The organism is Citrobacter sp. Ce129 (genome assembly GCF_030334545.1).
Classification (GTDB): Bacteria; Pseudomonadota; Gammaproteobacteria; order Enterobacterales; family Enterobacteriaceae; genus Citrobacter; species Citrobacter europaeus.
Window position 1 is genome coordinate 180,694 of record NZ_JAOWDS010000074.1, and the last position, 25,889, is coordinate 206,582.

Annotated in this window: 27 protein-coding genes; 9 read left to right on the forward strand and 18 right to left on the reverse strand. The window is 52.5% G+C overall.

Features of this window, described 5'->3' with window-relative positions; translation table 11 throughout:
- Positions 1-240: 240 nt before the first annotated feature.
- Positions 241-672 (reverse strand): carboxymuconolactone decarboxylase family protein, encoded by a 432-nt coding sequence (locus OGV77_RS23580; protein WP_043017309.1) that lies wholly within the window; start codon positions 670-672, stop codon positions 241-243.
- 90 nt (positions 673-762) lie between these two features.
- Between OGV77_RS23580 and pdxR the strand changes: the two genes are divergently transcribed.
- The gene (gene pdxR, locus OGV77_RS23585; protein WP_043017308.1) at positions 763-2,097 is read left to right on the forward strand and encodes a MocR-like pyridoxine biosynthesis transcription factor PdxR; all 1,335 of its coding nucleotides are present in this window, start codon (positions 763-765) and stop codon (positions 2,095-2,097) included.
- Positions 2,098-2,220: 123 nt separating this feature from the next.
- The gene (locus OGV77_RS23590) at positions 2,221-2,571 is read left to right on the forward strand and encodes a DUF2002 family protein (RefSeq protein ID WP_016154145.1); all 351 of its coding nucleotides are present in this window, start codon (positions 2,221-2,223) and stop codon (positions 2,569-2,571) included.
- A 36-nt stretch (positions 2,572-2,607) separates the two neighbouring features.
- Here OGV77_RS23590 and alaE read toward each other — a convergent pair whose 3' ends face one another.
- A complete protein-coding gene (gene alaE, locus OGV77_RS23595) occupies positions 2,608-3,057 on the reverse strand; it encodes an L-alanine exporter AlaE (protein WP_016154144.1) in 450 nt (149 codons plus the stop codon).
- Between the two features lie 547 nt (positions 3,058-3,604).
- Here alaE and stpA point away from each other — a divergent pair.
- Positions 3,605-4,006, forward strand: a complete 402-nt coding sequence (gene stpA / locus OGV77_RS23600; protein ID WP_047409266.1) for a DNA-binding protein StpA — start codon at positions 3,605-3,607, stop codon at positions 4,004-4,006.
- A gap of 36 nt (positions 4,007-4,042) precedes the next feature.
- On the opposite strand, the gene OGV77_RS23605 is transcribed toward stpA, so the two are convergent.
- The 3 genes from OGV77_RS23605 to OGV77_RS23615 form a co-directional block, all read right to left on the reverse strand.
- Positions 4,043-4,222, reverse strand: coding sequence for a GDFGVC terminal motif YodC-like protein (locus OGV77_RS23605; protein WP_043017306.1), 180 nt, complete (start codon positions 4,220-4,222; stop codon positions 4,043-4,045).
- An 80-nt stretch (positions 4,223-4,302) separates the two neighbouring features.
- Complete coding sequence (locus OGV77_RS23610; RefSeq protein ID WP_043017305.1) at positions 4,303-4,830, reverse strand: rhodanese family protein; 528 nt, start codon at positions 4,828-4,830, stop codon at positions 4,303-4,305.
- A 9-nt stretch (positions 4,831-4,839) separates the two neighbouring features.
- On the reverse strand, positions 4,840-5,139 hold the full coding sequence (locus OGV77_RS23615) for an ArsR/SmtB family transcription factor (protein WP_006687216.1): 300 nt from the start codon (positions 5,137-5,139) through the stop codon (positions 4,840-4,842).
- Positions 5,140-5,323: 184 nt separating this feature from the next.
- Between OGV77_RS23615 and OGV77_RS23620 the strand changes: the two genes are divergently transcribed.
- Positions 5,324-5,482, forward strand: a complete 159-nt coding sequence (locus OGV77_RS23620; protein ID WP_003037242.1) for a YqaE/Pmp3 family membrane protein — start codon at positions 5,324-5,326, stop codon at positions 5,480-5,482.
- 96 nt (positions 5,483-5,578) lie between these two features.
- Entirely contained in the window at positions 5,579-6,028 is a 450-nt protein-coding gene (gene lysM, locus OGV77_RS23625) for a peptidoglycan-binding protein LysM (protein ID WP_087050844.1), read from the forward strand.
- A gap of 12 nt (positions 6,029-6,040) precedes the next feature.
- On the opposite strand, the gene csiR is transcribed toward lysM, so the two are convergent.
- The 9 genes from csiR to OGV77_RS23670 all read right to left on the reverse strand — a co-directional run bounded on the left by csiR (position 6,041) and on the right by OGV77_RS23670 (position 16,420).
- Complete coding sequence (gene csiR, locus OGV77_RS23630) at positions 6,041-6,727, reverse strand: DNA-binding transcriptional regulator CsiR (RefSeq protein ID WP_043017304.1); 687 nt, start codon at positions 6,725-6,727, stop codon at positions 6,041-6,043.
- A gap of 44 nt (positions 6,728-6,771) precedes the next feature.
- The gene (gene gabP, locus OGV77_RS23635) at positions 6,772-8,172 is read right to left on the reverse strand and encodes a GABA permease (protein ID WP_043017303.1); all 1,401 of its coding nucleotides are present in this window, start codon (positions 8,170-8,172) and stop codon (positions 6,772-6,774) included.
- A 144-nt stretch (positions 8,173-8,316) separates the two neighbouring features.
- Entirely contained in the window at positions 8,317-9,600 is a 1,284-nt protein-coding gene (gene gabT / locus OGV77_RS23640; RefSeq protein WP_043017302.1) for a 4-aminobutyrate--2-oxoglutarate transaminase, read from the reverse strand.
- Positions 9,601-9,625: 25 nt separating this feature from the next.
- The gene (gene gabD / locus OGV77_RS23645) at positions 9,626-11,074 is read right to left on the reverse strand and encodes an NADP-dependent succinate-semialdehyde dehydrogenase (protein WP_075145752.1); all 1,449 of its coding nucleotides are present in this window, start codon (positions 11,072-11,074) and stop codon (positions 9,626-9,628) included.
- Between the two features lie 23 nt (positions 11,075-11,097).
- On the reverse strand, positions 11,098-12,366 hold the full coding sequence (gene lhgD, locus OGV77_RS23650; protein ID WP_075145753.1) for an L-2-hydroxyglutarate dehydrogenase: 1,269 nt from the start codon (positions 12,364-12,366) through the stop codon (positions 11,098-11,100).
- Positions 12,367-12,385: 19 nt separating this feature from the next.
- Positions 12,386-13,363, reverse strand: coding sequence for a glutarate dioxygenase GlaH (glaH, locus tag OGV77_RS23655; RefSeq protein ID WP_043017299.1), 978 nt, complete (start codon positions 13,361-13,363; stop codon positions 12,386-12,388).
- A gap of 240 nt (positions 13,364-13,603) precedes the next feature.
- Complete coding sequence (locus OGV77_RS23660) at positions 13,604-14,317, reverse strand: MgtC/SapB family protein (RefSeq protein WP_043017298.1); 714 nt, start codon at positions 14,315-14,317, stop codon at positions 13,604-13,606.
- Between the two features lie 31 nt (positions 14,318-14,348).
- Entirely contained in the window at positions 14,349-15,584 is a 1,236-nt protein-coding gene (locus tag OGV77_RS23665) for an MFS transporter (protein WP_043017297.1), read from the reverse strand.
- Positions 15,585-15,595: 11 nt separating this feature from the next.
- Positions 15,596-16,420: an MBL fold metallo-hydrolase gene (locus tag OGV77_RS23670; protein WP_043017296.1), complete on the reverse strand. Its 825-nt coding sequence runs from the start codon at positions 16,418-16,420 to the stop codon at positions 15,596-15,598.
- A gap of 338 nt (positions 16,421-16,758) precedes the next feature.
- On the opposite strand from OGV77_RS23670, the gene OGV77_RS23675 reads away from it, so the two are divergent.
- Positions 16,759-18,933 (forward strand): extracellular solute-binding protein, encoded by a 2,175-nt coding sequence (locus OGV77_RS23675; protein WP_170928014.1) that lies wholly within the window; start codon positions 16,759-16,761, stop codon positions 18,931-18,933.
- 43 nt (positions 18,934-18,976) lie between these two features.
- Here the strand turns inward: OGV77_RS23675 and OGV77_RS23680 are convergent, their stop codons facing one another.
- Complete coding sequence (locus OGV77_RS23680; protein WP_087050847.1) at positions 18,977-19,579, reverse strand: short chain dehydrogenase; 603 nt, start codon at positions 19,577-19,579, stop codon at positions 18,977-18,979.
- A gap of 98 nt (positions 19,580-19,677) precedes the next feature.
- On the opposite strand from OGV77_RS23680, the gene OGV77_RS23685 reads away from it, so the two are divergent.
- On the forward strand, positions 19,678-20,568 hold the full coding sequence (locus OGV77_RS23685) for a LysR substrate-binding domain-containing protein (protein ID WP_087050848.1): 891 nt from the start codon (positions 19,678-19,680) through the stop codon (positions 20,566-20,568).
- A gap of 41 nt (positions 20,569-20,609) precedes the next feature.
- On the opposite strand, the gene OGV77_RS23690 is transcribed toward OGV77_RS23685, so the two are convergent.
- Genes OGV77_RS23690 through OGV77_RS23700 form a run of 3 tightly spaced genes read right to left on the reverse strand, consistent with a single transcriptional unit; the run spans position 20,610 to position 23,561 of the window.
- Positions 20,610-22,124, reverse strand: coding sequence for a tripartite tricarboxylate transporter permease (locus OGV77_RS23690; protein ID WP_043017292.1), 1,515 nt, complete (start codon positions 22,122-22,124; stop codon positions 20,610-20,612).
- A gap of 10 nt (positions 22,125-22,134) precedes the next feature.
- Positions 22,135-22,569 (reverse strand): tripartite tricarboxylate transporter TctB family protein, encoded by a 435-nt coding sequence (locus OGV77_RS23695; RefSeq protein ID WP_087050849.1) that lies wholly within the window; start codon positions 22,567-22,569, stop codon positions 22,135-22,137.
- Positions 22,570-22,583: 14 nt separating this feature from the next.
- On the reverse strand, positions 22,584-23,561 hold the full coding sequence (locus tag OGV77_RS23700; RefSeq protein WP_087050850.1) for a Bug family tripartite tricarboxylate transporter substrate binding protein: 978 nt from the start codon (positions 23,559-23,561) through the stop codon (positions 22,584-22,586).
- Between the two features lie 153 nt (positions 23,562-23,714).
- Here OGV77_RS23700 and tctD point away from each other — a divergent pair, with 153 nt between their 5' ends.
- Positions 23,715-24,389, forward strand: a complete 675-nt coding sequence (gene tctD / locus OGV77_RS23705) for a transcriptional regulator TctD (RefSeq protein WP_003826032.1) — start codon at positions 23,715-23,717, stop codon at positions 24,387-24,389.
- Complete coding sequence (locus OGV77_RS23710; RefSeq protein ID WP_087050851.1) at positions 24,376-25,788, forward strand: sensor histidine kinase; 1,413 nt, start codon at positions 24,376-24,378, stop codon at positions 25,786-25,788. The genes tctD and OGV77_RS23710 overlap by 14 nt, the downstream gene beginning before the upstream one ends.
- Positions 25,789-25,889: the final 101 nt, after the last annotated feature.

The following is a 25,889-nucleotide window of genomic DNA, read 5'->3' on the forward strand; positions in this document are numbered from 1 at the left end:
AGAGGGCGTCGGGTTGTGTGCGTCTTGATACAGAAGATACTAGATGTAGTTTTAAAAAGATTCAACCATACAAGATATGGGAATTTTAGATTAATGAGGGCCGGGTGAGGAGCGTGACGGGGGAAGTGATATGTATCATCGCAGGTTGCTGGATGGCGGCACGTCGCGTCTAATCCGGCCTACAGGAAAGGACTTCCCAGGCCGGATAAGACATTTATGCTGTCATCCGGTAGCGCAGAATCACATACGCATCCCTACCGCCAGACGGTTAAAGCAGTTCATCAGGCTAATGGCAAACGTCAGGTCGCTAATTTCTTTCGCGCTAAAATGGGCGAGCAGCGGCAGATAAACGTCATCTTCGGCATGCGTACTGGCGATATGGGTGACGGATTCAGCCCACGCCAGCGCCGCACGTTCCTTTTCGCTGAAGTGGTGACTCACCCGCCAGCCTGCCAGTGCGTCCAGTTTGGCCTGCGCAACACCGGATTTACGCAGCGCCTTACTGTGCATTTCCAGGCAAAAGGCGCAGCCATTGATTTGCGAGACCCGTAAGTAAATCAGTTCCGTCAGCGTAGGTTCCAGCGCGCAGTTTTCCAGCGCTTTGCTTGCCTGAACCAGGGCGTTATAGATTTCAGGACTGAGTTCATAATAGGGCTGGCGTAACATTGTCATGGTATTTCTCCTCGTTTGGCTGACCCGCAATGTAGCACTATAATGGACTGCTAAAGAGAGCCATATTGTTGCAAAAAAAGCAGACCATAAATGCCGCGCTATCAGCAAATCGCCCGTCAGTTAAAAAACGCAATTGAGAACGGTGAACTCAAGCCAGGTACCAGATTACCTTCCAGTCGGACCTGGGCCCAGGAGCTGGGCGTATCACGCTCGACGGTGGAAAACGCCTATGCAGAGCTGGTGGCGCAGGGCTGGCTTGCGCGACGCGGACAAGCAGGAACGTTTGTCAGTGAACAACTGCGGCCTCAAAGCGCGCCAGCATCACCTGCCATCTTCGCCGGAGAAAAACCCAGACCGCAGCTTTTTCAGATGGGATTACCCGCACTCGATCTCTTCCCGCGCGACGTCTGGGCGCGGGTAATGGGGCGGCGTTTACGCACCCAAACGCGTTTTGATCTGGCGGTGGGCGATGTTTGCGGCGAACGGGTATTACGTCAGGCGATTGTTGATTACCTGCGCGTTTCACGCAGTATTGAATGCCAGCCGGAACAGGTTTTTATTACTTCAGGTTACGCAGCATCAATGACGTTAATTCTGCGCGCTTTGTCTCAACCCGGTGAGGGGATGTGGGTCGAAGATCCTGGCTTTCCGCTGATTCGCCCCGTGGTCGCTCAGGAACGCATTGAGCTGATGCCGGTGGCGGTTGATGCTGATGGTCTGGACGTCTGCGCTGGGATCCGCGATTTCCCGCAGGCGCGTTTTGTACTGCTCACGCCCGCACACCAAAGCCCGCTGGGCGTGGCCTTGTCATTAGACCGTCGCCACCGGTTGCTGGAATGGGCGACTCGCGCGCTGGCGTGGGTAATCGAAGATGACTACGACAGCGAATTTCGCTACCACGGTAAACCGTTGCCGCCGCTAAAAAGTCTGGATGCGCCCCAGCGGGTGATTTATGCCGGAACGTTCAGCAAATCTCTGTTTCCGGCTTTGCGCACGGCATGGCTGGTGGTGCCTCTGACTCAGGTCGAACATTTTCGTCAGCAGGCGGCGCTAACGGCCTGTAGCGTTCCGGTTTTATGGCAGCAAACGCTGGCGGATTTTATGCAAGACGGCCACTTCTGGCGACACTTAAAACGCATGCGTCAGCATTACGCCTTGCGACGACAATGGATGGAAAACGCCCTGACCGAACAAGGATTTAGCGTCATTCCTCAGGAAGGTGGGATTCAACTGGTAATGAGTGTAGATGGAGATGATGTTGCGCTGGTGCGCAAAGCGAATCAGGCTGGACTGGCGGTTCAGGCGTTAAGCCGCTGGCGAATAACTTCAGCAGGAAAGGGAGGAATATTGCTGTCGTTTACCAACATTAGCTCGCTGGAAATGGCGCAGCAGGCGGCATATCAGCTGCGGCTGGCGCTGGCCTGAATCAGCACGGTTCTTAAGATATTCGTCCCACCATCGCCACTCGTTTATGGACTTTTCTGAAAGCGTTGCTAATGCTGAATCAGGTAAGGTAAGCCCGCAGTAAAAGATAACGAGGAAAAGAATATGTATTTACGACCAGATGAGGTGGCGCGCGTACTTGAAAAAGTGGGCTTTACCGTTGATGTTGTGACGCAGAAAACGTACGGCTATCGTCGTGGCGAAAATTATGTGTACGTTAACCGTGAAGCACGCATGGGACGTACCGCATTAGTCATCCATCCCACGCTAAAAGAGCGCAGCTCTTCGCTGGCGGAACCTGCTACGGATATTAAAACCTGCGATCACTACCAGCAATTCCCGCTGTATTTAGCCGGAGAGACCCATGAACATTATGGTATTCCACACGGCTTTAGTTCACGAATTGCACTTGAGCGCTATCTGAGTGGGTTGTTTGGCGACGTTAGCTCAAACTAATAATGCGACTGGCAGGGCCAGTCGCAAAGAATCGTATCAAGCTTTAGCCTGGTGATAGCTGCTGACCTTAAACAGGCGGCGGCAATAATCAAGAAAGTAGCCATAGACAGCGCCCATCAGCATTGACACCACGATGTTCGAACTTACTGCAGCCGTAATCTGGTGCCAGTCTGCGCCAACCGTTAACAGAATAATCACATATACCGGCGACTGGAAGGTGACGTAAGCCAACACGTCTGCCAGGTTTTTCCCCCATCCTGCCTGCGTGGCTTTCCGCGCCGCACGCATAAATAAATCGCGGTACATGCCGTAAGGCCATGCGATCAGGATGTTGACGGGGATAGCCACCAGTCTGGAGTACAGTGACTGTTCGAAGCTCATTCCTGAAAGGAATATTTCGATCAACATGTTCACGACAGAACAATAAACAACCATCGCGAACGTGTCTGCTACTGCATGACGCAAGCGTGACTGCGGAGAGAACATGTTAATGCTCCTTGTAAAAAGGGAAAAAAAGGTTTTGAATGCCTTCTTGCTAGTGATTTGTCTTGCTGCTTTCGCGTTTGAATAGGATATCTGTCTGGATAATAACTGGCAACTAGCTTAAAATTTTTATTTATAACCTTTTTGTCGATAAAATGCTCTGCAGTGGTCTGTTTTTTGTTCGTTTTGGTATTTTCGTTGCTGTGTTAATTAAAGGTATTTTAGATCAATGGGTTATAGGAATTTGTTTTTCTGAATTTTTTGCGCTCCTTTTCTGAATGTTGACCAATGTGCAATATGTAGACGAGTTGTCCCGTGCGATGCCGTGGTCTGTTTCTCAAGTGACGTGCAGAGATAGCTTGCAGGTATATTCCTGGCAGCTATCCGGTAATGGAATATATTGCATGGACGATAGCAAAATAGATGCTATAAATACCAGGGTTGGCTATTTGTTTAATAACTCTCGAAGAAATTAGACTGGAAATATAATAAGCAGTTGCATACAATATTTAGCGTAATACTGTTTTTACGTTAAAGAGGTTTTGTTAATATGAGTTCAATGTTAAAAAACTTAAATAATATCCGCTCGCTGCGTGCAATGGCTCGTGAATTTTCCGTTGATGTACTGGAAGATATGCTTGAAAAATTCAGGGTAGTGACCAAAGAACGGCGCGATGAAGAAGAACAACTGCAGCGCCAACGTGCAGAACAGCAGGAAAAAATTAGTGCCTTGCTGGCGCAGATGCAGGCAGATGGGATCAGTCCGGAAGAGCTGTTGAGCATAACGCCTGCGACGGCACGTTCAGTTAAAAAACGTCAGCCACGCCCGGCGAAATATCGTTTTACCGATTTCAATGGTGAAACGCAAACATGGACCGGACAAGGTCGCACACCGAAGCCAATTGCTCAGGCGTTAGCTGCCGGTAAATCTCTTGATGACTTTTTGATCTAATTACGACGGCGGTGAGGGTGTCCTCACCGCTTATTTTCAGCAAACGCCGAAATCACCTTCTTCGGTATATCGCGTCACATCAGCTGCTTTCAGCGTAAATTTATCACCGCTTTCATTACTGGCTTGTACCGCCACAATTTGATCGCCATTGACTTCGATAACTTTCAGTTTGGGTCCGCCCATGCGCGGTTGAACCAGATCGCCAGGTTGAAACATATTGCTCTCCTTTATTTATCGCAGAACTCACCATAGATCACGTCATTCAACGGGTACAGCGCTGTTTCAATGATTACCGCTTAATGAGTACGTCGGTTCCAGGGCATGATATTCAGTACTCGCGCCATGCCGCAAAAGCCGGTCACGCCAGCGAGAATCAGCCCGGCACCAACAAAACCGCTCAGCAGGAAGAACGCGCTGTTAACGGCGTAACCCAGAATGACGCCAAGTAAAGCAAGGCTGCCTGCGGCTATCTGTACCTGACGCATCAGTGGTAACGGTTGTGAACTGTCTTTCGCCACCGGCAAACCAGCGGCTTTCCAGCCATCAATTCCGCCTTCCAGCAACCAGACCTGCGCAGGCGCGGCAATGGCGCTCAGTTTTGTCGCTGCGTTTTGTGTACGTTTGCCGGACTGGCAGTGAAAAATTACCTGACCGGCGCGTAAATTCTCAGGCAGCACTCCGTGCTCAAGCGTGGGTAACGGCACCAGATGCGCCTCAGGAATATGCTCGTACAGATACTCATCAGCATCGCGGATATCAATCAGTTTTGCACCTTGTGCGAGGCGCGTCTGCGCCTCGCGCGGGGAAATCGTCCCAATGGTCATGATGGCTCCTTATGGGCAATACAGTGTTTTTAATGTGGCGATCAGCGAATTCACGGCCGCATTTTTAATGGAGTAGAGGATGCGCTGGGCATCGCGCTGGCTGTCTATCAGACCTTCTTCGCGCATACGCGCCAGATGCTGGGAGGTGGCGGAAGGGCTCAGTCCGGTAGCACGGGCTAACTCGCCTGCGCTGGTACCGGGCGAACCGCAGAGCATGCACAAAATCAGCAACCTTTTCGGGTTACTCATCGCTTTGAGCAGGGCGGCAGCCTGTTCAGCGCTGGCCTGGAGTTGTTCAAGTTCAGTCATATGTATTTAAGCATGATCTAAATTAAGTATATTCTAAAATAAACGACCAACGTACGCCAGCGTAAAGAGCGTAAAAGAGGGTAAAACAACAGGGGAAGGCTGGCAGATTTGAGTAGAATGACTACTCTTAGAGATAAAATCTCTTTTTAAACAATGATTAACTTTTTGCTTGTAGGGAGTGTGTATGGGTTTCTGGAGAATCGTTTTTACTATTATTCTGCCCCCGCTTGGCGTGCTGCTGGGGAAAGGATTCGGCTGGGCATTTATCCTCAATATCGTTCTGACGCTGCTGGGCTACATCCCCGGTTTGATCCACGCCTTCTGGATACAGACGCGTAACTAATCCTCCTTCTGCTACGGCGCTTTGGCGCCGTTTTCTTTGCGTCTCGTTCTCCTCTGCTACACTTTTGGGTGTTGATTGTTAATAACCGAGGTGGATATGGGACTTTTCAATTTTGTAAAAGATGCGGGTGAAAAACTGTGGGATGTGGTCACTGGAAACCATGACACAGCCGATCTGGCAAAAAAGGTGCAGGAACACCTGAATAAAACCGGCATCCCGGATGCGGATAAAGTGAACGTGCAAATTAACGAAGGCAAAGCCACCGTTTCTGGCGATGGTTTAAGTCAGGAAGCGAAAGAAAAAATCCTGATTGCGATCGGTAATATCTCCGGTATCGCCAGCGTAGACGATCAGGTTAAAACCGCTGCGCCCGCGAGTGAAAGCCAGTTTTATACCGTAAAATCTGGGGATACCCTGAGCGCTATTGCCAAACAGGTTTACGGTAATGCCAACCTGTATAACCAGATATTTGAAGCGAATAAACCGATGTTGAAAAGCCCGGATAAAATCTATCCTGGGCAGGTTTTACGTATTCCGGAACAGTAATATTATTCAGGCTTATTCCGTCAGTAATTTGCCGGACATCGCCTGTTGAATAATCGGAATTGGCGTCAGCAGGTGCTGGCGCATTAATTCGCTGGCGCGCGCGGTATCGCGTGCCAGAATTGCTTCGGTCAGCGTCTTGTGTTGATCGTGTTTATCTTCCAGCATTTCAACTGACAACACCGTTTTACGCAGCCAGATAAACCGGTAGCGCGCCGCCAGAGAGAATAGACGTTCGCGCATTTGCAACAAGTATTGTGAACCGCAGCCGGCGACAATCGCCGAGTGAAACGCCTGATGGCGCTGATCCCACTCGTCGAGCATCTGTTCACTGGCGTCAATGGCTTCAAGTTTGCTGAGCATATGCGCCCGCGCCAGAATTTCAGCTTCCCAGGCGTCATCGCCGCGTTCAATCGCTAGCGCGACCAGCATGGCTTCCATATTGGCGCGGGCATCGAAAATATCGAGCAACTCTTGTTCTGACATCGGGGCGACACGATACCCTTTCTGATTAACCACCGTCACCAGCCGCTCCGCGACCAGCTGCGAAAGCGCTTCACGCAGCGGTCCCACGCCAAGATCGTAGCGCGAGGTCAGCAGACTCATACGCAGTTTTTCATCAGGCTGATAAACACCGCGAATAATGTCGTTCTTCAGCCAGCGGTATCCATCAATGGCCGTCGGTTGGGGAATGGCGGTCATGGTCTTACTCCTGAACGGATCCCCGGCCTGCGCCGGGAACAGGTTTAATGCGTATTTTGCAACGGTGCTTTTTGCCACGATAGCAGTTTTTTCCAGCGTGACATAATGGGCACGGTACAAATAATTCCTATGGCTAACAACCCGGTAGAGATAACTTCCAACTGTTGTGCTGGCCGAAATAACATGACTACCAGTACAAAGATAATAAACGCGATGACCAGCCAGGTAAGCCACGGATAGAGCCACATTTTCAGTTTAATTTCGCCGCCTTGCGCCAGTAGGATTTTGCGCATCCGTAGTTGTGAAATCGCAATCACCAGATACACCAGCAGCGCGATGGCACCGGAGCTGTCGATCAGGAATTTAAACACCTTGGCTGGGGCGTAATAGTTGACCACCACGGTGAGGAACGCGGCCCCCGTAGACAGCAATACCGCCACATAAGGCGTTTTACTGCGGTTTGTTTTACCCATAAAGGCGGGCGCATCGCCACGACGGCTCAGGGAGTAGAGCATACGCGAGGACGTATACAGCGCGGAGTTCAGACAGCTGGTCACCGACAGCAAAATAACGCAGTCCATGATCAGTTTCGCGTGCGGGATATGCAGTAACTCCAATACCGAGCGGTACGAACCCACCTCTTTCAGTCCCGGCATATTCCATGGGATCAGTGCCACCACCACGAAAATGGAGCACAGATAGAAGATGGAGATACGCCAGATAACTGAGTTGGTGGCTCGGACGATATGTTTGTCCGGTGTGTCGGACTCGGCGGCGGCGATGGTGACAATCTCCGCCCCCATAAAGGAGAACATGGTGATTAGCATCGCACTGAGCACTGCGCCAAAACCGTTGGGCATAAAGCCGCCCTGATCCCACAAGCGTGAAACGCCGCTGACGTCAGCATAAGGGTAGAAACCGCTAATTGCCGCCGCACCGAGGGTAATAAACGCCAGAATGGCAATCACTTTGCACAGCGCCAGCCAGAATTCGAACTCACCGTAATTTTTGACGCTCAGCAAATTACTGCCAGTTAATGCCAGCGTGATAACCAGAGAAAACAGCCAGACAGGAATGCCCGGCACCCAGGAGTGTAGAATGATGGCGGCGATATTCGCCTCCAGCGGGATAACCAACACCCAGAACCACCAGTACAGCCAGCCGATGGTATAACCTGCCCACGGACCGATGGCCTTATCGGCATAGGTGGAAAAGGAACCGGTATCTGGGGTGGCGACGGCCATTTCGGCCAGCATGCGCATAATCATCACCACCAGCAACCCGGCGAAAAGATAGGCTAATAATACCGCGGGGCCGGCTTCTGCAATCGCCACGCTTGAACCAACAAACAAACTTGCGCCGATAACCCCGGCAATAGACAGCATGGTGACGTGGCGTGATTTCAGCCCGCCCCCTAAATCATGTGATTGTGACACTTGCCCCATCTTTTAAACCTCTCGAAAGTATTTCACTTGGGAGAGCACCCCGGCATTCCCGCGCCGGGGCACGCGTATTATTGTTATTGACCCTGTTTGCCGGATGGCGGCTCCGCCTTATCCGGCTTAAAATTCCCCGTTCGGATACAGGGCTTAACCCTGCTTCGCCTCGGCAAAACACTGAGCGATAATGTCCAGCCCCTGGCGGATTTGCGCGTCTTCAATGGTCAGCGGAACCAGAATGCGCAGCACGTTGTAGTAAGGTCCGCAGGAGAGCAGGATCAGCCCTTTATCGCGTGCACGCGCCACCACTTCCGCAGTCAGTTTGGCGTCTGGCTTCGTGCGATCGCCGTCTTCAAACAGTTCGATAGCGATCATCGCGCCCAGTCCGCGCACATCGCCAATCTCGCGGTGGGTTTCCGCGATAGCCAGCAGGCCTTCGCGCAGGGTTTGTCCCAGCTCGTTGGCTTTTTGCAGCAGATTTTCCTGTTCGAAAATGTTCAGTACCGCCAGCGCGGCGGCACAGGCAATCGGGTTACCGGCATAGGTACCGCCCAGCCCGCCCGGTGGGATAGCGTCCATCACTTCGGCGCGTCCGGTCACTCCGGCCAGCGGGAAGCCGCCGGCGATGGATTTGGCGAAGGTGGTAAGATCGGGGGCGACGCCCATCTGCTCCATAGCGAACAGCGTACCGGTACGGCCCGCGCCGCTCTGTACTTCATCGGCAATCAGCATGATCCCGTGCTCGTCACAAATGGCGCGCAGACGTTGCATAAATGCAGGTGAGGCAGCGTAGAAACCACCTTCGCCCTGGACGGGCTCAATCACGATGGCAGCAACATCTTCCGGTGCGGCATCGTTTTTGAAGATGCGGTGAATGCTGGCGATAGCATCGTCGTCACTGATGCCGTGCAGCGGGCACGGATATAGCGCGCGATACACGTGGCCTGGCATCAGCCCCATTCCGGCTGAGTAGGGATTGACTTTCCCGGTCAACGACAGGGTGTAGTGCGTACGACCGTGGTAAGCGCCGCTGAAAGCGATCGTGCCGGTTCGCTTAGTGGCGGCGCGGGCGATTTTTACCGCGTTTTCCACCGCTTCGGAGCCAGTCGTTACCAGCAGGGTTTTCTTGGCAAAATCACCCGGCACTTTCTTGTTCATGATTTCGCACAGCTCAAGGTAAGGCTCATAGGCCAGCACCTGGAAACAGGTATGGGACAGCTTTTTCAACTGCGCTTCTACCGCAGAGACGATCTGCGGATGCAGGTGGCCGGTGTTCAGCACCGCGATACCGCCAGCAAAATCGAGGAATTCACGGCCTTCAACGTCCCACACCCGACAGTTTTCTGCCCGCTCGGCAAAAATTGGGTGGATCTGTCCAACGCCACGGGGAACGGCGTTGCTGCGACGTTGCATAAGTTCTTTGTTGGTGCTCATCAGGTGTTCTCCAGTATTTATTTTATTAAAGGCCGATGCACATATATTTGATTTCTAAGTAGTCTTCGATGCCGTATTTCGATCCTTCACGGCCAAGACCGGAGGCTTTGATCCCACCAAACGGGGCGACTTCGTTGGAGATAATGCCGGTGTTAATCCCGACGATGCCGTACTCCAGCGCTTCGCCAACGCGGAAGACGCGGCTCAAATCACGGGCGTAGAAATAGGCGGCCAGACCAAACTCGGTGTCGTTGGCCTGAGCGATGACGTCAGCTTCGTCTTTAAAACGAAACAGCGGAGCCAGCGGGCCGAACGTTTCTTCTTTGGCGACCTTCGCGTTATCAGGCACATCCACCAGAATGGTGGGTTGGAAGAAGTTCCCGCCGAGCGCGTGAGGTTTACCGCCCGCGATAATGCGCGCGCCTTTATCCAGGGCATCGGCGATGTGTTCCTGCACTTTGGCTACCGCTTTCTCGTCGATCAGTGGTCCGGTGGTGACGTCAGGTTGCAGACCATCGCCGAGGCGCAGCTTGCTTACTGCCTGCTCAAGTTTTTCGGCAAAACGCTCATACACGCCGTCCTGCACGTACAGGCGGTTGGCGCAAACGCAGGTTTGCCCAGCGTTACGGAACTTCGACGCCAGCGCGCCTTCCACGGCTTTATCGAGATCGGCATCGTCAAAAACGATGAACGGCGCATTGCCGCCCAGTTCCAGCGACACCTTTTTGATGTCTTTGGCACATTGCTGCATTAGCTGACGGCCAATTTCGGTTGAGCCGGTAAATGACAGCTTGCGCACCAGCGGGTTGCCGGTCAGCTCGTTGCCGACCGCGCCCGCAGAACCGGTCACCACGCTGAAAACGCCTGCTGGGATCCCTGCGCGATTGGCAAGCTCTGCCAGCGCCAGTGCGGAGTATGGGGTTTGGCTGGCGGGTTTAAGCACCATGGTGCAACCTGCCGCCAGCGCCGGGCCAGCTTTACGAGTGATCATCGCCGCCGGGAAGTTCCACGGTGTAATCGCGGCGGTAACGCCGATCGGCTGTTTGATGACGATCAGACGTTTATCAGCCTGATGGCCGGGGATCGTATCGCCGTAAATGCGCTTACCTTCTTCGGCAAACCACTCAATAAATGAGGCGGCATAGGTGATTTCACCTTTGGCCTCTGCCAGCGGTTTACCCTGTTCCAGGGTCATCAGGCGGGCGAGATCGTCCTGATGCTCAATCATCAGGTTGAACCAGCGACGCAGGATGTTGGCCCGCTCTTTGGCGGTCAGCGCACGCCATGCGGGCAGAGCGCGGTTAGCAGCGTTGATCGCTTCGCGGGTTTCATCCGCCCCCATTTTCGGTACGCTGCCCAATTGCTGACCGTTGGCGGGGTTGGTCACCGCGAGGGTTTCGCCGCTGTTGGCGTCACGCCAGTTGCCGTCGATCAATGCCTGCTGGCGAAATAAGGTTGGATCGTTAAGTTGCATGGTTGCTTCCTGTCTTAATCGGTTTAACGGGTGAATGCGGCGTGTAATGTCTCCACGCTACGTGCCGCACGCAGCGTGCGTCCGGGATTACTCTGGTTCTCCAGCAGCGCATGAACTTTGCTGACAATATGCGCGCCGATAGGGATCGCCGACGTTGCCGCCGGAGATGGGGCGTTACAGGTGTGAATTGAGCGTGGCGTGGTGACAAACAGGAAATCGTCTATTAGCTTGCCATCAGGTGACACCGCCTGCGCCCGCACGCCCGCAGGCCAGGGCTGCAGATCGTTCTGCGTCAGACTCGGGCAGTACTTTTGCACCAACCGCAGATAGCCGCTTTTGCACAGCGAATTCTTCATTTCGCCAAGCCCTGAACGCAGGTTGTTTTGCAGCACGCGGCGAATGCCGGAAGAACCGAGGATCTCCAGCGTATCGCTGAGCGAGAAGTCGCGTTTACGATAGCCTTCACGCTTAAATGCCAGTACCGCGTTGGGGCCCACGGTGACGCTGCCGTCAATCATCCGGGTCAGATGAACGCCGAGAAACGGCATCGCCGGGTCGGGGATGGGGTAGATCAGATGGTTAACTATCTGGTTGTGTTCTGACGCCAGGCGGAAATATTCGCCACGGAATGGACAGATGATAAAGCCGGGTTCAACGCCGAGCATTTTCACCAGTCGGTCCGCCATCAGACCAGAGCAGCTAATCAGCGTTGCCCCCTCAAATTCCTGCCCCTGGCGGGTATGGACGATCACGCCTGCAGCGTGCTCCTTTAGCGCGCTGACCTCGGCGTTGTAAATAATCTCGCCGCCTTTGGCCTGGAAAATCTTCGCCATCGCGGCGGTCACTTCACGGTAGCTGACGATCCCGCTCGACGGGACGAAAATGCCGCCCAGCCCGGTGATATTGGGTTCACGCTCACGTAGCTCCTGCGCATTCAGCCATTCGCGCTCCAGGCCGTTAGCGGCGGTGCGATCCCAAAGCGCCCGCATGCGCTCCATTTCCAGTGAGGAGGTGGCAACCAGCATTTTTCCGCAGACGTCGTAGCGGATGCCGTTTTGGTCGCAAAAGGCTTTTGTGGCGCGATTACCGGCCAGGCAAAATTGCGCCTTCAGGCTGCCGGGGGTGTAATAGACCCCGGCATGAATTACGCCGCTGTTATGGCCCGTCTGGTGGCAGGCCGGACCGGACTCTTTTTCCAGCAGCGCTATTCTGGCGTCCGGATAGACATCAATCAGTTGCATGGCGGTCGACATGCCGATAATGCCGCCGCCAATAATCACAAAATCATACATCCGCTTTTTTCCTTCGCGCTTACTGATGAGTCTGGTAGTGGTTTGTCGCGTAAGCAAAATAACCACGTTGGCGCATCAGTTCGCGGCGCAGGTCAGGATGCGAGGTGAAGCGGTCACGACCATGCAGCCAGAACAGGTTGTTGATCAGCAGGAATTTACCCACTGGAACCGGAACGGAAATAATGCTCTTACTGGTTTCCAGCGCATCGGACAAATCGCTCAGCCAGACGCCTTCTTCATAGTCTTTAGGCTGGACGAACTGGTCGATGTAACGCATTACCGGACGCCCCTGCTGGTCAACGTCAAACACCGGATGGAACACTTCCTGGCTGACGTTTTTGCTCGGCGGCGCGGCAAAACGCATCGCGCGACGCGCCAGTGGATGGGTAAAGTAGTGATCCAGATGTTCCCAGTCGTCGAGGTGCAGCAGCAGCGAGTTACCACCGGTCATGTTCTGTTCGTCAATCTTCATCATCAGCACATAGTCGGTGATCTCTTCGAGGTAGGTTCCGTCGTTATGCAGCTCCATGACACGGTGCGGTTGGCGCAGGTAGCTGTCTGAGTTATCAACGTTTTTCACCACAAAACGCGCATAATATTGCCCACTCATCGCATCAAAATTGGAGCGTCCGATCAGATGTGCCACCGCCGTCGCCAGCTTAACCATCTCTTCCGCCTGCGCGACATCATCTACGCCGACGGCATTGATCAACAGCGCGCCTTCGGCACGATCGAGCAACGTTTTCAGCAGCACAGGCTGCAACTGATTACCGCACAGATCATCGAGGATTTTGCCCACTTTGAAGCGCAGGAAGGATTTGTATTCCAGGGCCTGTACCGGCCACTGCGCAACGGCCTGTATAAATTGTTCAGTGGTCTCAGCGGAAAAAGTCAGCTCCAGCAGACGTGGGGACTGGGCTGATGGTTTCAGCGTGAAACCGCTGTAGTGCTGGGCAGGATCTTCAGCGTTCTGTTTTACGGCAGTCAGTGCGTTCATCAAATCGTTCCTCTCAGTAGATTGTCAGGGAGATATGGCGCAGCTCGTTTCGTAGCCATAAATTAAAAATATCTACATTTTTGAAAAACGCGCACAGAATGAGCTTGTTTGTTTATTATTTGTGATCAAAAACAACAATTATTTAACATTGCAAAAGGTGAGGATTTAGAGGCTGGATGGATACTGAGTGGCTATTTCAGGGGCGAAAACCCCTGATTTTAAAGAGGAAGATAAGGTGTATTAATGTTCCAGAGCGATGGCGCAGACGTGTTCCACATGGGTCAGATCGTGGTATAAGTCGGGCAAGGTCATCTTTTGACGAATTACGATTTTGAGATTGACCTCAATTTTGCCCTTCTTGATATCCCTGATCGTGATGTTTTCGATAATGTTTTTCTGTTGATGAATGCGGGTTATCAGACTTTCAAGAGCGTCTCGTTCATCAAGAATAACCCGCACTTTAACTTTTCCGGGAAACTGGTTTCTGGTCTGTAAGAAAATTATGAATGGGCTTAGTTTGATCGCTAATAAAAATAAAGCCGTGGCAAAAACAGCATGCAAATAAAAACCGGCTCCGCAGGTAATTCCCACCCCTGCAGATGCCCAGACAATTGCCGCAGTAGTGAGACCAGAGATAGCATCGTCGTGTCGGTGCAGAATGACTCCCGCACCGAGAAAACCAACGCCGCTGATAATCTGCGCCGCCAGGCGCATAGGATCGCTACGGATATTCATCGAAATTTCAGCATAGTATTCAGCAGATTGTATTGATACGACAGTTAACACACAGCTGGCTACGGATAAAATAACGCAGGTTTTGAAGCCGACCGGTTTCCCTTTCGATTCTCTTTCCAGGCCAATAATGCCACCCAGAATAAATGCAATACTGATTTTGATGATCGTAGTTAAAGGCAACAATCCTTGCTCATTGATGATGGCGGCCAGATTATTCATGCAATTACCTTAATAAGAGAGTCTTTAACGATCAGGAGTTTGCTTTTTTCAATGTGAGGTCCGTTTTGCGTTTCGAAATATCGTCCCGGAAGAAAATCAGGAAGAATACGCTGACCACTGCAGCAACGCCTGCTGAAACTAGCCAGAATGTCTCCCATTGTGGCAACGCCTCTGGACCTTGTTCCGTCACGGTGTTGTTAAAGATTTGCCCGCATACGGTGGAAGCAAATAGCAGACCAACGCCGTTGGAGACGATAAATCGCAAGCTTTGGGCTTGTGCTTTAATCTCTGGCGCTGCTTTACGGTCAACATAAATGTCGCCCACGGTAAAGAAAAAGTCCCAGCAGAATCCTTGTAACATCAGGCCGATCAGCACAAACATCATGTTGGCATCCAGCGAGGCATTAGCAAATAATAGTGTGCGGATAATCCAGCAAACGGCGCCTAACATCAGCGTGATTTTGAAGCCAGCTTTCAGTAAGAAGAACGACAGCAGGAACATGAAAATGACTTCACAGGCGATGCCAACCTGCATCATTGAGGCGGCGTTATCGAATCCAAGCGCTTTTAAAAAGACCGGGATATAGGCGGAATAAGCCGTTTTAGGGATCATCAGGACAAAAATACTGAGCATCAAAACCGAGAAACTGCGGTCTTTGAAGAGCGCCAGAGCATCCAGACATAACAGATCGCGAAGCGTAAACACACTTCCTTTTGCTTTCGGTGGGGTATTTGGCAACGTAAAACAGTACAGGCCGAGAACGACACCGGAAGCCGACGCGATATACCAGGTGATGGTATTTCCAGAATAACCCATTTCACCAATGATAAAGCCGATGACCATAAAGCCAAATGTGCCGAATACACGAATAAATGGGAAGTATTTTACCCCGTTAATGTGGCTGAAACTGATACTGTTCGCCAGCGCAGTTGTAGGATAAAACAGCAGACCAACCAGGAAAATCATGGTTAACGTCATACCTGTATTTTGTGCCTCAATAAATTGCGGAACAAACAACAGTACACCAGCATTAATTAAATGCAGGATCGCCATGACTTTTTGTGACGAAAAAAAGCGGTCGGCGACCATGCCAATAAATAGCGGGGAAAGAATAGTCGCCAGGCCAAGCAAAGCATAGGATGAGCCAATAATTGTCGCCATACCATAGGTGCTCAATACCAGCCCCATGGTCATATTCCAGGCACCCTGCATGAAATATTGTATGAACATCATAATCAACAGGCGTGGTGTTTTATTAAGGTCCATATTGCATATCCTTATTGGTTGATGCTCAGGTTAAGCCCGTCCCAGGCGACAAGAATGTTCTCTTTGTCGCATGCCGCAACGAGATCGTCGTGCAGCAGACCTCCGCTGTGTGAAATATGCGAGACGATAAGTTGGCTATTTTTCTCGAGGCAACCGAGTTCCGCAAGCCTGTCTCTGGCGGCGAAGACGGTTTCCAGGCTCATGTGGTTATTCGTACGATTATCACCATTAAAACCGTAGGTGCACTCCAGGACAGCCAGATCGATTTTTTTCCCTTTCAGCCACTGCCATGTGAGCTCAGGAAACCAGCCTGAATCATGTCCGTAGAAAATTGACTGGCCTTCTTTTTCGATAAACCAGGTATAACAAAGCTCCCACTTGGCATGGTTAGCCAGCAGCGGAGTGATGCGGTATCCGCGAGTTTCAACGGTCACGAAAGGAACCAGACAATGAAAAGCAAATCTTTCAGCGCTGTAGCCCGGTAGCACTTCCGCGGCACCGTTAATTGCACGGTCATTACCAAAAATGTGCAACGGATGAGTAATTTCAAATCCATACCCTTCCATTCGGCTAAATAGATCGCCGACGTTGAAATGATCGGGATGAGTATGTGTGAACAATAGCGATCTGATCTCTGTTGCGTCCAGGCCATCTCGCAGCAGTTGTTGGCTGAATTCAGGCGCCACGTCAATGAGCAGTTCATCGTCGATAATCGCTGAAGAGTGTGTGCGTAAGTCTTTGCCTTTCCGAATGCGGGCTTGCTGGCAGTGCTCACAACGGCAAAAAGGATTGGGGATCCCTTCAGATGCAGCGGTTCCCAGAAAATGAATCTTCATGTTTCCCTCTTAATGACAAATGTGATCGTTGTTTTTTTAGGCAATAATGTAATAAAACGTAATTGGAACGTGTCAATTATGATTCCGGCGTTTTATATGAACAACGATCTTTTTCTTCAGAAGTGATCCTCTTCAAGTATTATAAAATTTATACTTATATTTCATTGTGTTAGTGTTTTTATGTTATGAGACTTGTCTATCAACAACATCAGGCTTTTTTATTATGACATGTTTATAAAATGCACTTTTTAATATTGTAACGTTCAAATTTAAGTGCTGAAGATAGTTTCCTGATGAGCGCCGTGCTAGCATCAAAGCATCAGGGGAAGGATGTAAAAATGCCAACTATCAAAGACATAGCAAGAATTGCCGGTGTGTCGCATGGAACTGTCTCGAATGTGCTCAATGGCAGAGGGAATGTAAGCGTCGAGAAGATTGAAGCGGTTCAACGTGCAGCCCGAGAAGTTGGCTATCAGTTGAATGCGCAGGCGCAATCGTTGAGAGCCAGCAAAAGTCAGGGAGTGGCACTGATTCTGCCCGACATCAATGCCGAACAGTACTTTCAACTCTATCGGGGATTGCATCAGGTTTGGCAGCCTTCATTAAGCGAACCGATTGACCTTTACCTGACCAACGATCTGCCCAATCTTGAGCTGGAGATTCTGCAAACGCTGGCGGCAAAGTCCTACCAGGCTGTTGTCTCGGTCAGTTGCCTGAATGACAGTCAGCCCTATTACGACTTGCTCAGGCTCTCCCCGGAAAATGTTCTGTTTGCATATCGCCAGCCTGTCGGCGCAGTTTGTTATTTTAGCCTTGACTATGTGACTGCAGGCGAAGAAACAGCGAGGAGGGCGCTGGCGCAGCAGCCGGGCCATATTGGTATATTCTGCGAACGTCTGGAATTTTCCCATAGCGCGAGCTTTACTCAGGCGATACAGGAAACCTGCCGGGAATTAAGTCCGCATACGAAGCTAACGATTTTACCTGCACATGCCAGTGAAGCTAACACCGTCGCTTTTGACTTTTTTCGCGGGGCAATTCCCGATCTGTTTATTGTCCAGGACTCTGAGAGAACGCGAGCACTGACGCAAGCAGCCTGGTTTGGTAGCTCCCAGTCCTGCCCGCCGATATTGCAACTGAGTGATAATCTTCCTGCATCCTTCGACGGGATCACAAGCTACCAGATGGATTATGGTCGCTTGGGGACAACTATTGCCTCCAGTATTCGCCTGCCCAAAAGTAAAGAAAAGCATCGTATTCTGACGAATTGCGGTTTTTCCTGGAATGGACAGTACGTGCCGCCGCCTGAAACCGAGGCGACGCTGAATATGTTAATTTTACCAAGTCCTTCGACTGATGCGTTGAAGAAACTGTTACCCCACTTTTATCGCCAGACCGGTATTAAGGTTAATCTGGCGGTTTATCCCTATGATGAAGTTTTTGAAATCCTTTCCCATCTTCATCTACATCCTTATTACGATTTATTGCGAATCGATATGGCGTGTTTTCCCTGGTTTGCTGAGAAAGCACTATTGCCGCTGGAATCCGTCTCTTCTGAGCTTCCGCTGCTGTTGGAAAATTTCTCTGAGCAAATTCAACAGCACTTCAGCATGGTGAATGGGACGGCATGGGCAATACCCTTTGATGCCAGTATGCAGCTTCTGTTTTATCGACGAGATCTGTTTGAAGACGCGACGATTAAACGGATGTTTTATGAAGCAACGGGAAAAGAGTTAACGCTGCCGCAGAGTTTTGCACAATTTGATGAGATAGCGGCTTTCTTTAGTCAGTTACATCAGCCAGAAAACAGACAGCGCCCGATGGGAACTGCGGTGACGCTGGGAAGCTCGGGGCTTATTGCTACCGAGTATCTGCTGCGTTACTACGCGCTCGGTGGGCGTTTAGTGCGTGAAGGCGAGCCGGTACAACTCGAGCCTTCACTTGCCGCAACTGCACTCGAACAATATCTACAACAGCTTTCTATCGCCGTGAATCTCCCCGGTGAGTGGTGGAGTGACGCGGTAAAACAGTTTGAGCGTGGAAATCTTGCCATGCTGATCATGTATCTCAATTTGTTTAACGATGTGGCGCACACGGCCATAGCGCCCACTATCGGCTATGCTCCCGTTCCAGGGCAACTTCCACAATTGGGGGGCGGTTCCATTGGAATGTCCCGCTACAGTAAAAAGAAAAAACAGGTTGAACAGTTCTTTCATTGGCTTTATTCCGATGAAATTGCGCGCCATCTGGTTTTGTTGGGAGGAAATAGCGCCTGGTCTGGAATATGTCACGATCAAAACGTTCTCAATCTCTACCCGTGGTTTAATTTATTGAATGAAAAAGGCATGACGGGAATAAGGGAGTCTGAGGGAAGTAAAGGTGAACCTTTCAACCTGCGCCAGGCAGAGATTATTATCGGGCAAGGTGTGACGAATGCAATTAACGGCATTATGAATGTCACTGAGGCCGTGGAATATATCAATGTGCGAATAAGAAACGAAACGGGTGCCTGAGCCTGCCTCTTCCTGATGACGTAAGAGGCAGGGTAATGCTTTGTCAGTAACCGACTTTATAAATACGCCCGGTTTGGATGCCTTCCACACTGCGGCGATAGGCGTTGGCGACGGTGGCGGCGGGCACACTTTCAAAGCCCGGGAAGAAATCGTCGTAAGCTTCGGCGGACTCACTGAGCACGGTTGGGCTTATCAGGTTAATACGCTGACCACGCTCTAATTCGCAGGCCGCGGCGCGAACAAATCCTTCCAGACCGGCATTGATCGTTGCCGCATTCGCTCCTTGTGTGATGGGTTCATGGGCGATGATGCCGCTAATTAGCGTAATTGAGCCGCCATCATTGAGAAAATGCTGCCCGGTTAGTGCCAGACGAATCTGGCCTAACAGCTTATCCTGTAACCCCTGATTAAAGTCCTCATCGGTCATCGTCGACAGCGGCCCAAAGAACAGATTGCCGGTGGCGGAAATGATCGCATCTATCCGACCGACTTTTTCAAACAATGCCTCGACACTCTCCTGCGAGGTGATATCAACCTGGTAATCTCCCTGCGTGCGACCTACGCGGATCACCTCATGTTTACGGCTTAACGCTTCTGTGACTGCGCGCCCCACTGTGCCGCTGGCACCAATAATGACGATTTTCATAACCACCTCCGCAATAGTGTGAGCCGCTATTCTTTAATGAAAATGAAATCGGATAAACTGGCTAAAAGTTAGATGATTACTAACCAGGGGTTTGTAATATGGATAAACTGCGCGGCATGGAAACGTTTATCGCCGTGGTGGAGAGCGGGAGCTTCACCGTTGCAGCAACGAGACTCGAAATGTCTGCGGTGATGGTGGGTAAATATATTACCCAACTGGAAGCGCAGCTTGGCACGCGTCTGCTGGAGCGTAATACGCGCCGCCAGAGCCTGACCGATGCCGGGCGAGTCTATTTTGAAGAAGCCCGCCGCGTGCTGGAGCAGGTGTCGATAGCCGAACGTTCGGTAGAGCGTTTGCGGCTGGCACCGGCGGGGACGCTACGCATTAGCGCGCCCACTTCTTTTGGCGCTTGCGTGATCTCGCCGCTGGCCGCTGCATTTTTACAGGCCTGGCCAGAGGTGCGCATTGAGCTGGATCTGACCAACCGGATGGTTGATCTGGTGAATGAAGGCGTTGACCTGGCAATCCGTATTGGCGATATCCATCAGACTGACGTGGTGGCAAAATACCTGTGTCCCTACCGTATGGCAATCTGTGCTTCGCCAGAATATCTTGCCCGCTATGGTACTCCCCGGACGCCCGCGGAACTGGTGGACCATCTGTGCCTGTCCCATACCGTGTGGACGGCTCGCAACGAGTGGATACTGCCTGGCGTGACGGGTGAGGTCAGATGGAAACGCGATGCGATCCTGCGCTGTAACGATGGCCACGGCCTGCGTATGGCGGCGGTCGCGGGGGCCGGACTGTTATTGCAACCGGAGGTGTTGCTGGCGCAAGAACTGGCTACGGGGAAATTGATTCGGGTGCTGGAAGGGTTTACGCCGCAGCCGCGGTCGATTCATCTTCTTTGGCGACAGGATTTGCGTCCTCTGCCCAAACTCACAAGGTTTGTTGAGCACGTGCTGGAAGGAACGCGAAGTTTGCGTTGAAGATGAAAATGCCGGATGGCGCTACGCCATCCGGCTTAATACTAACCGATATCCACCTGCGGTTTGCTGTTACGTTTGCGGATCAGTCGCAGCACTGGCGGGACTACGATAACCAGTACCGCCAACACCAGCAGCACTTTCGCCACGCCGCTGGCCCACAGAATATCCATATTACCGTTACTGATAGACAGCGCCCGGCGCAGGTTCTGCTCCAGCATTTCCCCGAGAACGAAGCCTAAAATCAGCGGCGACATCGGGAAGTGCATTTTACGCAAAATGTAGCCCAGTACGCCGAGGGCGACCATCAGCACCAGATCGAAGGTGGTGCTATGGACGGCATACACGCCAACCGCGGAGACTGCCGCGATAGCCGGTACCAAAAACCACAGTGGGATGGTCAGCATACGGGTAAACAGGCCGATTAGCGGGATGTTCATTACCAGCAGCATCACGTTGGCAATCAGCAGCGCCGCAATCAGCCCCCAGACGATATCCGGTTGTTCGGTAAACATCGCCGGGCCCGGGGTGATGTTGTACAACGTCAGCGCGCCCATCATCACCGCCGTGGTGCCGGAGCCCGGTACGCCGAGCGTCAGCATCGGGATAAAAGATCCGCAGGCCGAGGCGTTGTTGGCGGCTTCGGGGGCCGCCACGCCGCGAATATCACCCTTGCCAAAGCTGTCGCTGTTGCCGCTGAGCTTTTTCTCGGTCATGTAGGTGATTGCGCTGGCAATGGTCGCGCCAGCGCCAGGCAGAACGCCGACGAAAAAGCCAATCACCGATGAACGCAGGGTTGCGCCAACGCACTGCGCACCTTCTTTGGCGTTAAATAACATGCGGCCCGTTTTACGCACCAGCGTCTGGCCACTGCTGGTATGTTCCAGCATTAACAGTATTTCAGAGACGGAGAACAGCCCAATCACCACCACGATAAACTGCACACCGTCGGAGAGATGGACGCTGTCAAAGGTAAAGCGATAAACCCCGGTATTGGCGTCTACGCCGACGGTCGCAAGGCCGAGACCGATAAGCGCTGCCAGAAATGATTTCAGCGGATTTTGCGCCATCATACTGCCGAGGCAGGCAATAGCGAAAACCATTAAGGCGAAGTATTCCGCCGGACCGAAGGCCAGCGACCATTGGGCTAACGCTGGGGCAAACAGAATGATGCCGCCGATAGCGATAAGCGAACCAAAGAAAGAACTGACCGCCGAGATAGAGAGTGCGACGCCGCCGCGGCCTTGCTGCGCCATCGGATAGCCATCGAGCGCGGTCATAATCGCCGCCGCATCGCCGGGAACATTCAGCAGGATGGAGGAGATACGCCCGCCGTATTCACAACCAATGTAGACGGTCGCCAGCAGGATCAGCGCAGATTCTGCGGGCAGATGCAAAGCGAATGCCAGCGGCAGCAGGATCGCCACGCCGTTAATGGGCCCAAGTCCAGGCAGCAGTCCGACAATAGTACCGACAAAACAGCCAATCAGGGCGATGACCAGGTTTTCCGGTGTCATTGCCACCGCGAAACCCTGAGAAAGATAAATCCAGGTATCCATCGTTTCTCCATTAACCCAGCCAGGCGCCGAGTGGTAAGGTGACGTCAAGCAGTCGGTCAAAGGCATACCACAGCAGAATGCCAAGCACCGCGCCGGAAATACCCGCAGCCGGGATGGTTGCGCCGAACAACATGCCGATCACCACGGTGAGAATGGCGGTGGCGATGGGAAAACCGAGCCATTCGAAACCCCAGGCATACATCAACAAAACAATCACCATCGTCAGCAGCTTTTGCAGCACGTGGCGACGAGGCCAACTGATGGTATCGGGATGGCGCAACAGCAGCGCCACGGCGCAGACCAGCATCAGGCTGATAATGCCAAGCGGGAAGGGACGCGGCCCAACCGGTTCATAGCTGTATTCGCTGGTGATTTGCCAGGCCACGAACAGCCCGGCTATGCAGAGCAACAGCCAGATACCTGCAAAAATACGATCGCTCATCATCTTTGCCTCTGTGCTTATTTCGCCAGACCGAAGGCTTTCGCCTGCTCACGATAACCCGTGACCTGTTTTTTCACGTAGTCGTCGAGCTGTTTGCCGCTCATGTTGAATTCAAACAGACCGCGCAGATCGCGCTGCTTTTTAAATTCATCGGTCTGCTGGAGTTTGTTAAAGGCATCAACCCACCACTGATATTCGGCGTCGCTGACTTTGGGGCCCACGTAGAAGCCGCGAATGATAGGCCACACGAGGTCATAACCCTGCTCTTTGGCGGTTGGCACGTTGGCTAACTGGCCCGGCAGGCGTTCTTCCGAGAACACCGCGAGCACGCGAATTTTGTCGCCGCTGAGATAAGGCACCATTTCACTGAGATCGCCGGAAACCACCTGCACGTGATTTCCCATCAATGCGGTAACCGGTTCGCCGCCGCCTTCAAAGGCGACGTAGCGCATCTTATGCGGATCAACGTTGGCTTTTTGCGCCAGCAGCGCCGACTTCATCCAGTCCTGGCTACCGATAGAGGCACCTGCGCCAATGACCACGCTGTTGGGATCTTTCTCCATTGCCGTTAGCAGGTCTTTCAGCGTTTTCCACGGAGAGTCCTGGCGTACGGCAATCATGCCGTAGTCGGTACCCACGCTTGCCAGCCAGCGGACATCATCCACGCCGTAGCGACCAAACTTGCCTTGCGACAGATTCAGCAGGGAGCCGCCGGAGAAGGCCACTACGGTTCCCGCTTCAGCCGGGCGTTGAGCGACGATCGCGTTATAGGCCACGGCGCCAACGCCGCCGGGCATGTAGGTTACGCGCATCGGTTTTTCGATCGCGCCAGTTTCCATCATGCTCACCTGGATCAACTTACAAGTGAGATCGAAACCACCGCCGGGTTTAGCTGGAGCGATACATTCCGTGCGCGATGGCGCTTGTTCGGCCAGAACAGAGGTACTCATCAGTAAAATGCTTGCAGTAAGGGTACGAAGTAACTGTTTTTTCATTGTTTATCCTCACGCCGGAAAACCGGATTTTCGGGTACGGAAGAAGATTTTTGTGATTATGTGAGCCGATGTGTAGCAGTTAGGTTGCGTGATTGTTAAAACATTAACCTTTCAATTCCCTTTCAATGCGGCAGAAACTTTACAGGATGTGATATGCGTCTCTTATTAGCGGAAGATAACCGTGAGTTAGCTCACTGGCTGGAGAAAGCGCTGGTGCAAAACGGTTTTGCCGTCGACTGCGTTTTTGATGGCCTGGCGGCCGACCATCTTTTACATAGTGAAACGTACGCGCTGGCGGTGCTGGACATCAATATGCCGGGGCTGGACGGCCTTGAAGTCGTTCAGCGGCTGCGCAAACGCGGGCAGACGCTTCCTGTCCTGCTGCTGACGGCGCGCAGCGCGGTGGCCGATCGAGTGAAGGGGTTGAATGTCGGGGCCGATGATTATCTGGCAAAACCGTTTGAAATCGAGGAACTGGATGCCCGACTGCGGGCCTTGCTACGCCGTAGCGCGGGGCAGGTGCAAGGTATACAGCAACTGGGGGAACTGGCCTTTCACGATGAAGGCTATTTTCTGTTGCAGGGGCAGCCCCTGGCGCTCACTCCGCGCGAACAGGCATTGCTGACGGTGCTGATGTACCGTCGATTACGACCGGTTTCGCGCCAGCAGTTGTTTGAACAGGTTTTCAGTCTGAGCGATGAGGTCAGTCCCGAAAGTATCGAGCTGTATATCCATCGCTTGCGTAAAAAACTACAGGGAAGCGATGTGCGTATCGCCACGTTGCGCGGCCTCGGCTATGTGCTGGAGCGTAGCGATGAAGTGGGCTAAACCCCAATCGTTGTATCTGCAACTGCTGATGTTTCTGGGCCTGCCGCTCATGTTGCTGTGGGGACTGTCTGCATTTAACAGCTATGTCAGCGCGCTACAGGCGGCGACGCAGGCATATGACCGAACGTTGCTTTCGTCCGCGAGGACTGTCTCCGAACGACTGGTGGTGCGCAATAAACAGCTGGAAGTAAATGTGCCGTGGGTGGTGCTGGACAGCTTCGAACTCAACATGAACGACAGGTTGTATTACAAGGTGGTCGATCCGATGGGGAAGGTTATCTCAGGTTATGACGATTTACCGGCGATGCCGCCTGCAACCTCGCGTACGCGGCTATATCCGGCGCTGGCGTGGTTTTATCACACTGAATATCGCGGCGAGGCCATTCGCGTGGCGCGTCTGCTGCAGCCCGTCAACGAGGGCGGTATTGCCGGCATGGCGGAGATTTATGTCGCTGAAACGCTGCAATCTCGGCGTTATCTGGCGCGACAGTTGCTGTTTTCCTCATGGGTTTCACAAGGTTTGCTGGTGCTGCTCACGCTGGTGCTGGTTGGCTGGCTGCTGCGTCGGGTGTTGCGTCCGATGCGCCAGTTATCATCGTTGATGGTGCGTCGTGAGCCAGGCCTGTTGACGCCGTTGCCAGAGCTGCTGCCGTGGTCGGAAACCCGTCTGCTGATTGTGGCATTCAATCGTTATCTGGACCGACTTCGCGGCCTGATCTCTCGCCAGGAACGCTTCAGCGCGGATGCTTCACATCAGCTTAAAACGCCGCTGGCGGTGCTGAAAACCCAGGCCTCGGTGGCCCTCGCCAGCCAGCAGCCGCAGCAGTGGTATGAGAGTCTGCAAGCCATGAGCGCCACGCTGGATAACACCATTCAACTGACTGAAAGGCTGTTACAGCTGTCGGCGGTGAAGCGCAAAGAGCAAGGAGAAAGGCACTTCTCGCCGGTTAATTTGTATGAGGTGGTGCAAAGCAGCTGTTTTACCCGGCTGGCGCAGGCGCGTAGTAAAGGGATCGATCTGGGCTATGAAGGAGAGCAGGACGCGGTGTGGATTGAGGGGGATGAAGTTCTGCTCGGCGAACTGAGCGGAAATCTGCTGGATAACGCACTGAAATATACGCCGCCGCATGGTGTGGTGACTGCCCGATTGCTGCGAGAAGGAGAGGTGGTGGTGCTGGTGGTTGAAGATAGCGGGCCGGGTATTGATGAGCAGATGGTGCATCAGGCGCTGCTGCCGTTTCATCGTCTTGATAACGTCGGTAATGTTCCCGGTGCCGGGATCGGACTCGCGCTGGTCAACGATATTGCTCGTCTGCACCGCACGCACCCTCAGCTCTCACGGAGCGAAGCATTAGGCGGGTTAAGCGTGCGGGTGCGATTTTTAAGCGTAGCGAGCTGAAATATCTTTTTGATGATGCGAACGGTATTAATATAATTAAAAGTAATTAATTGTATTGTTATTGTAATTTTAAATTTCGCCGCGAGGCCGTGAATTATATT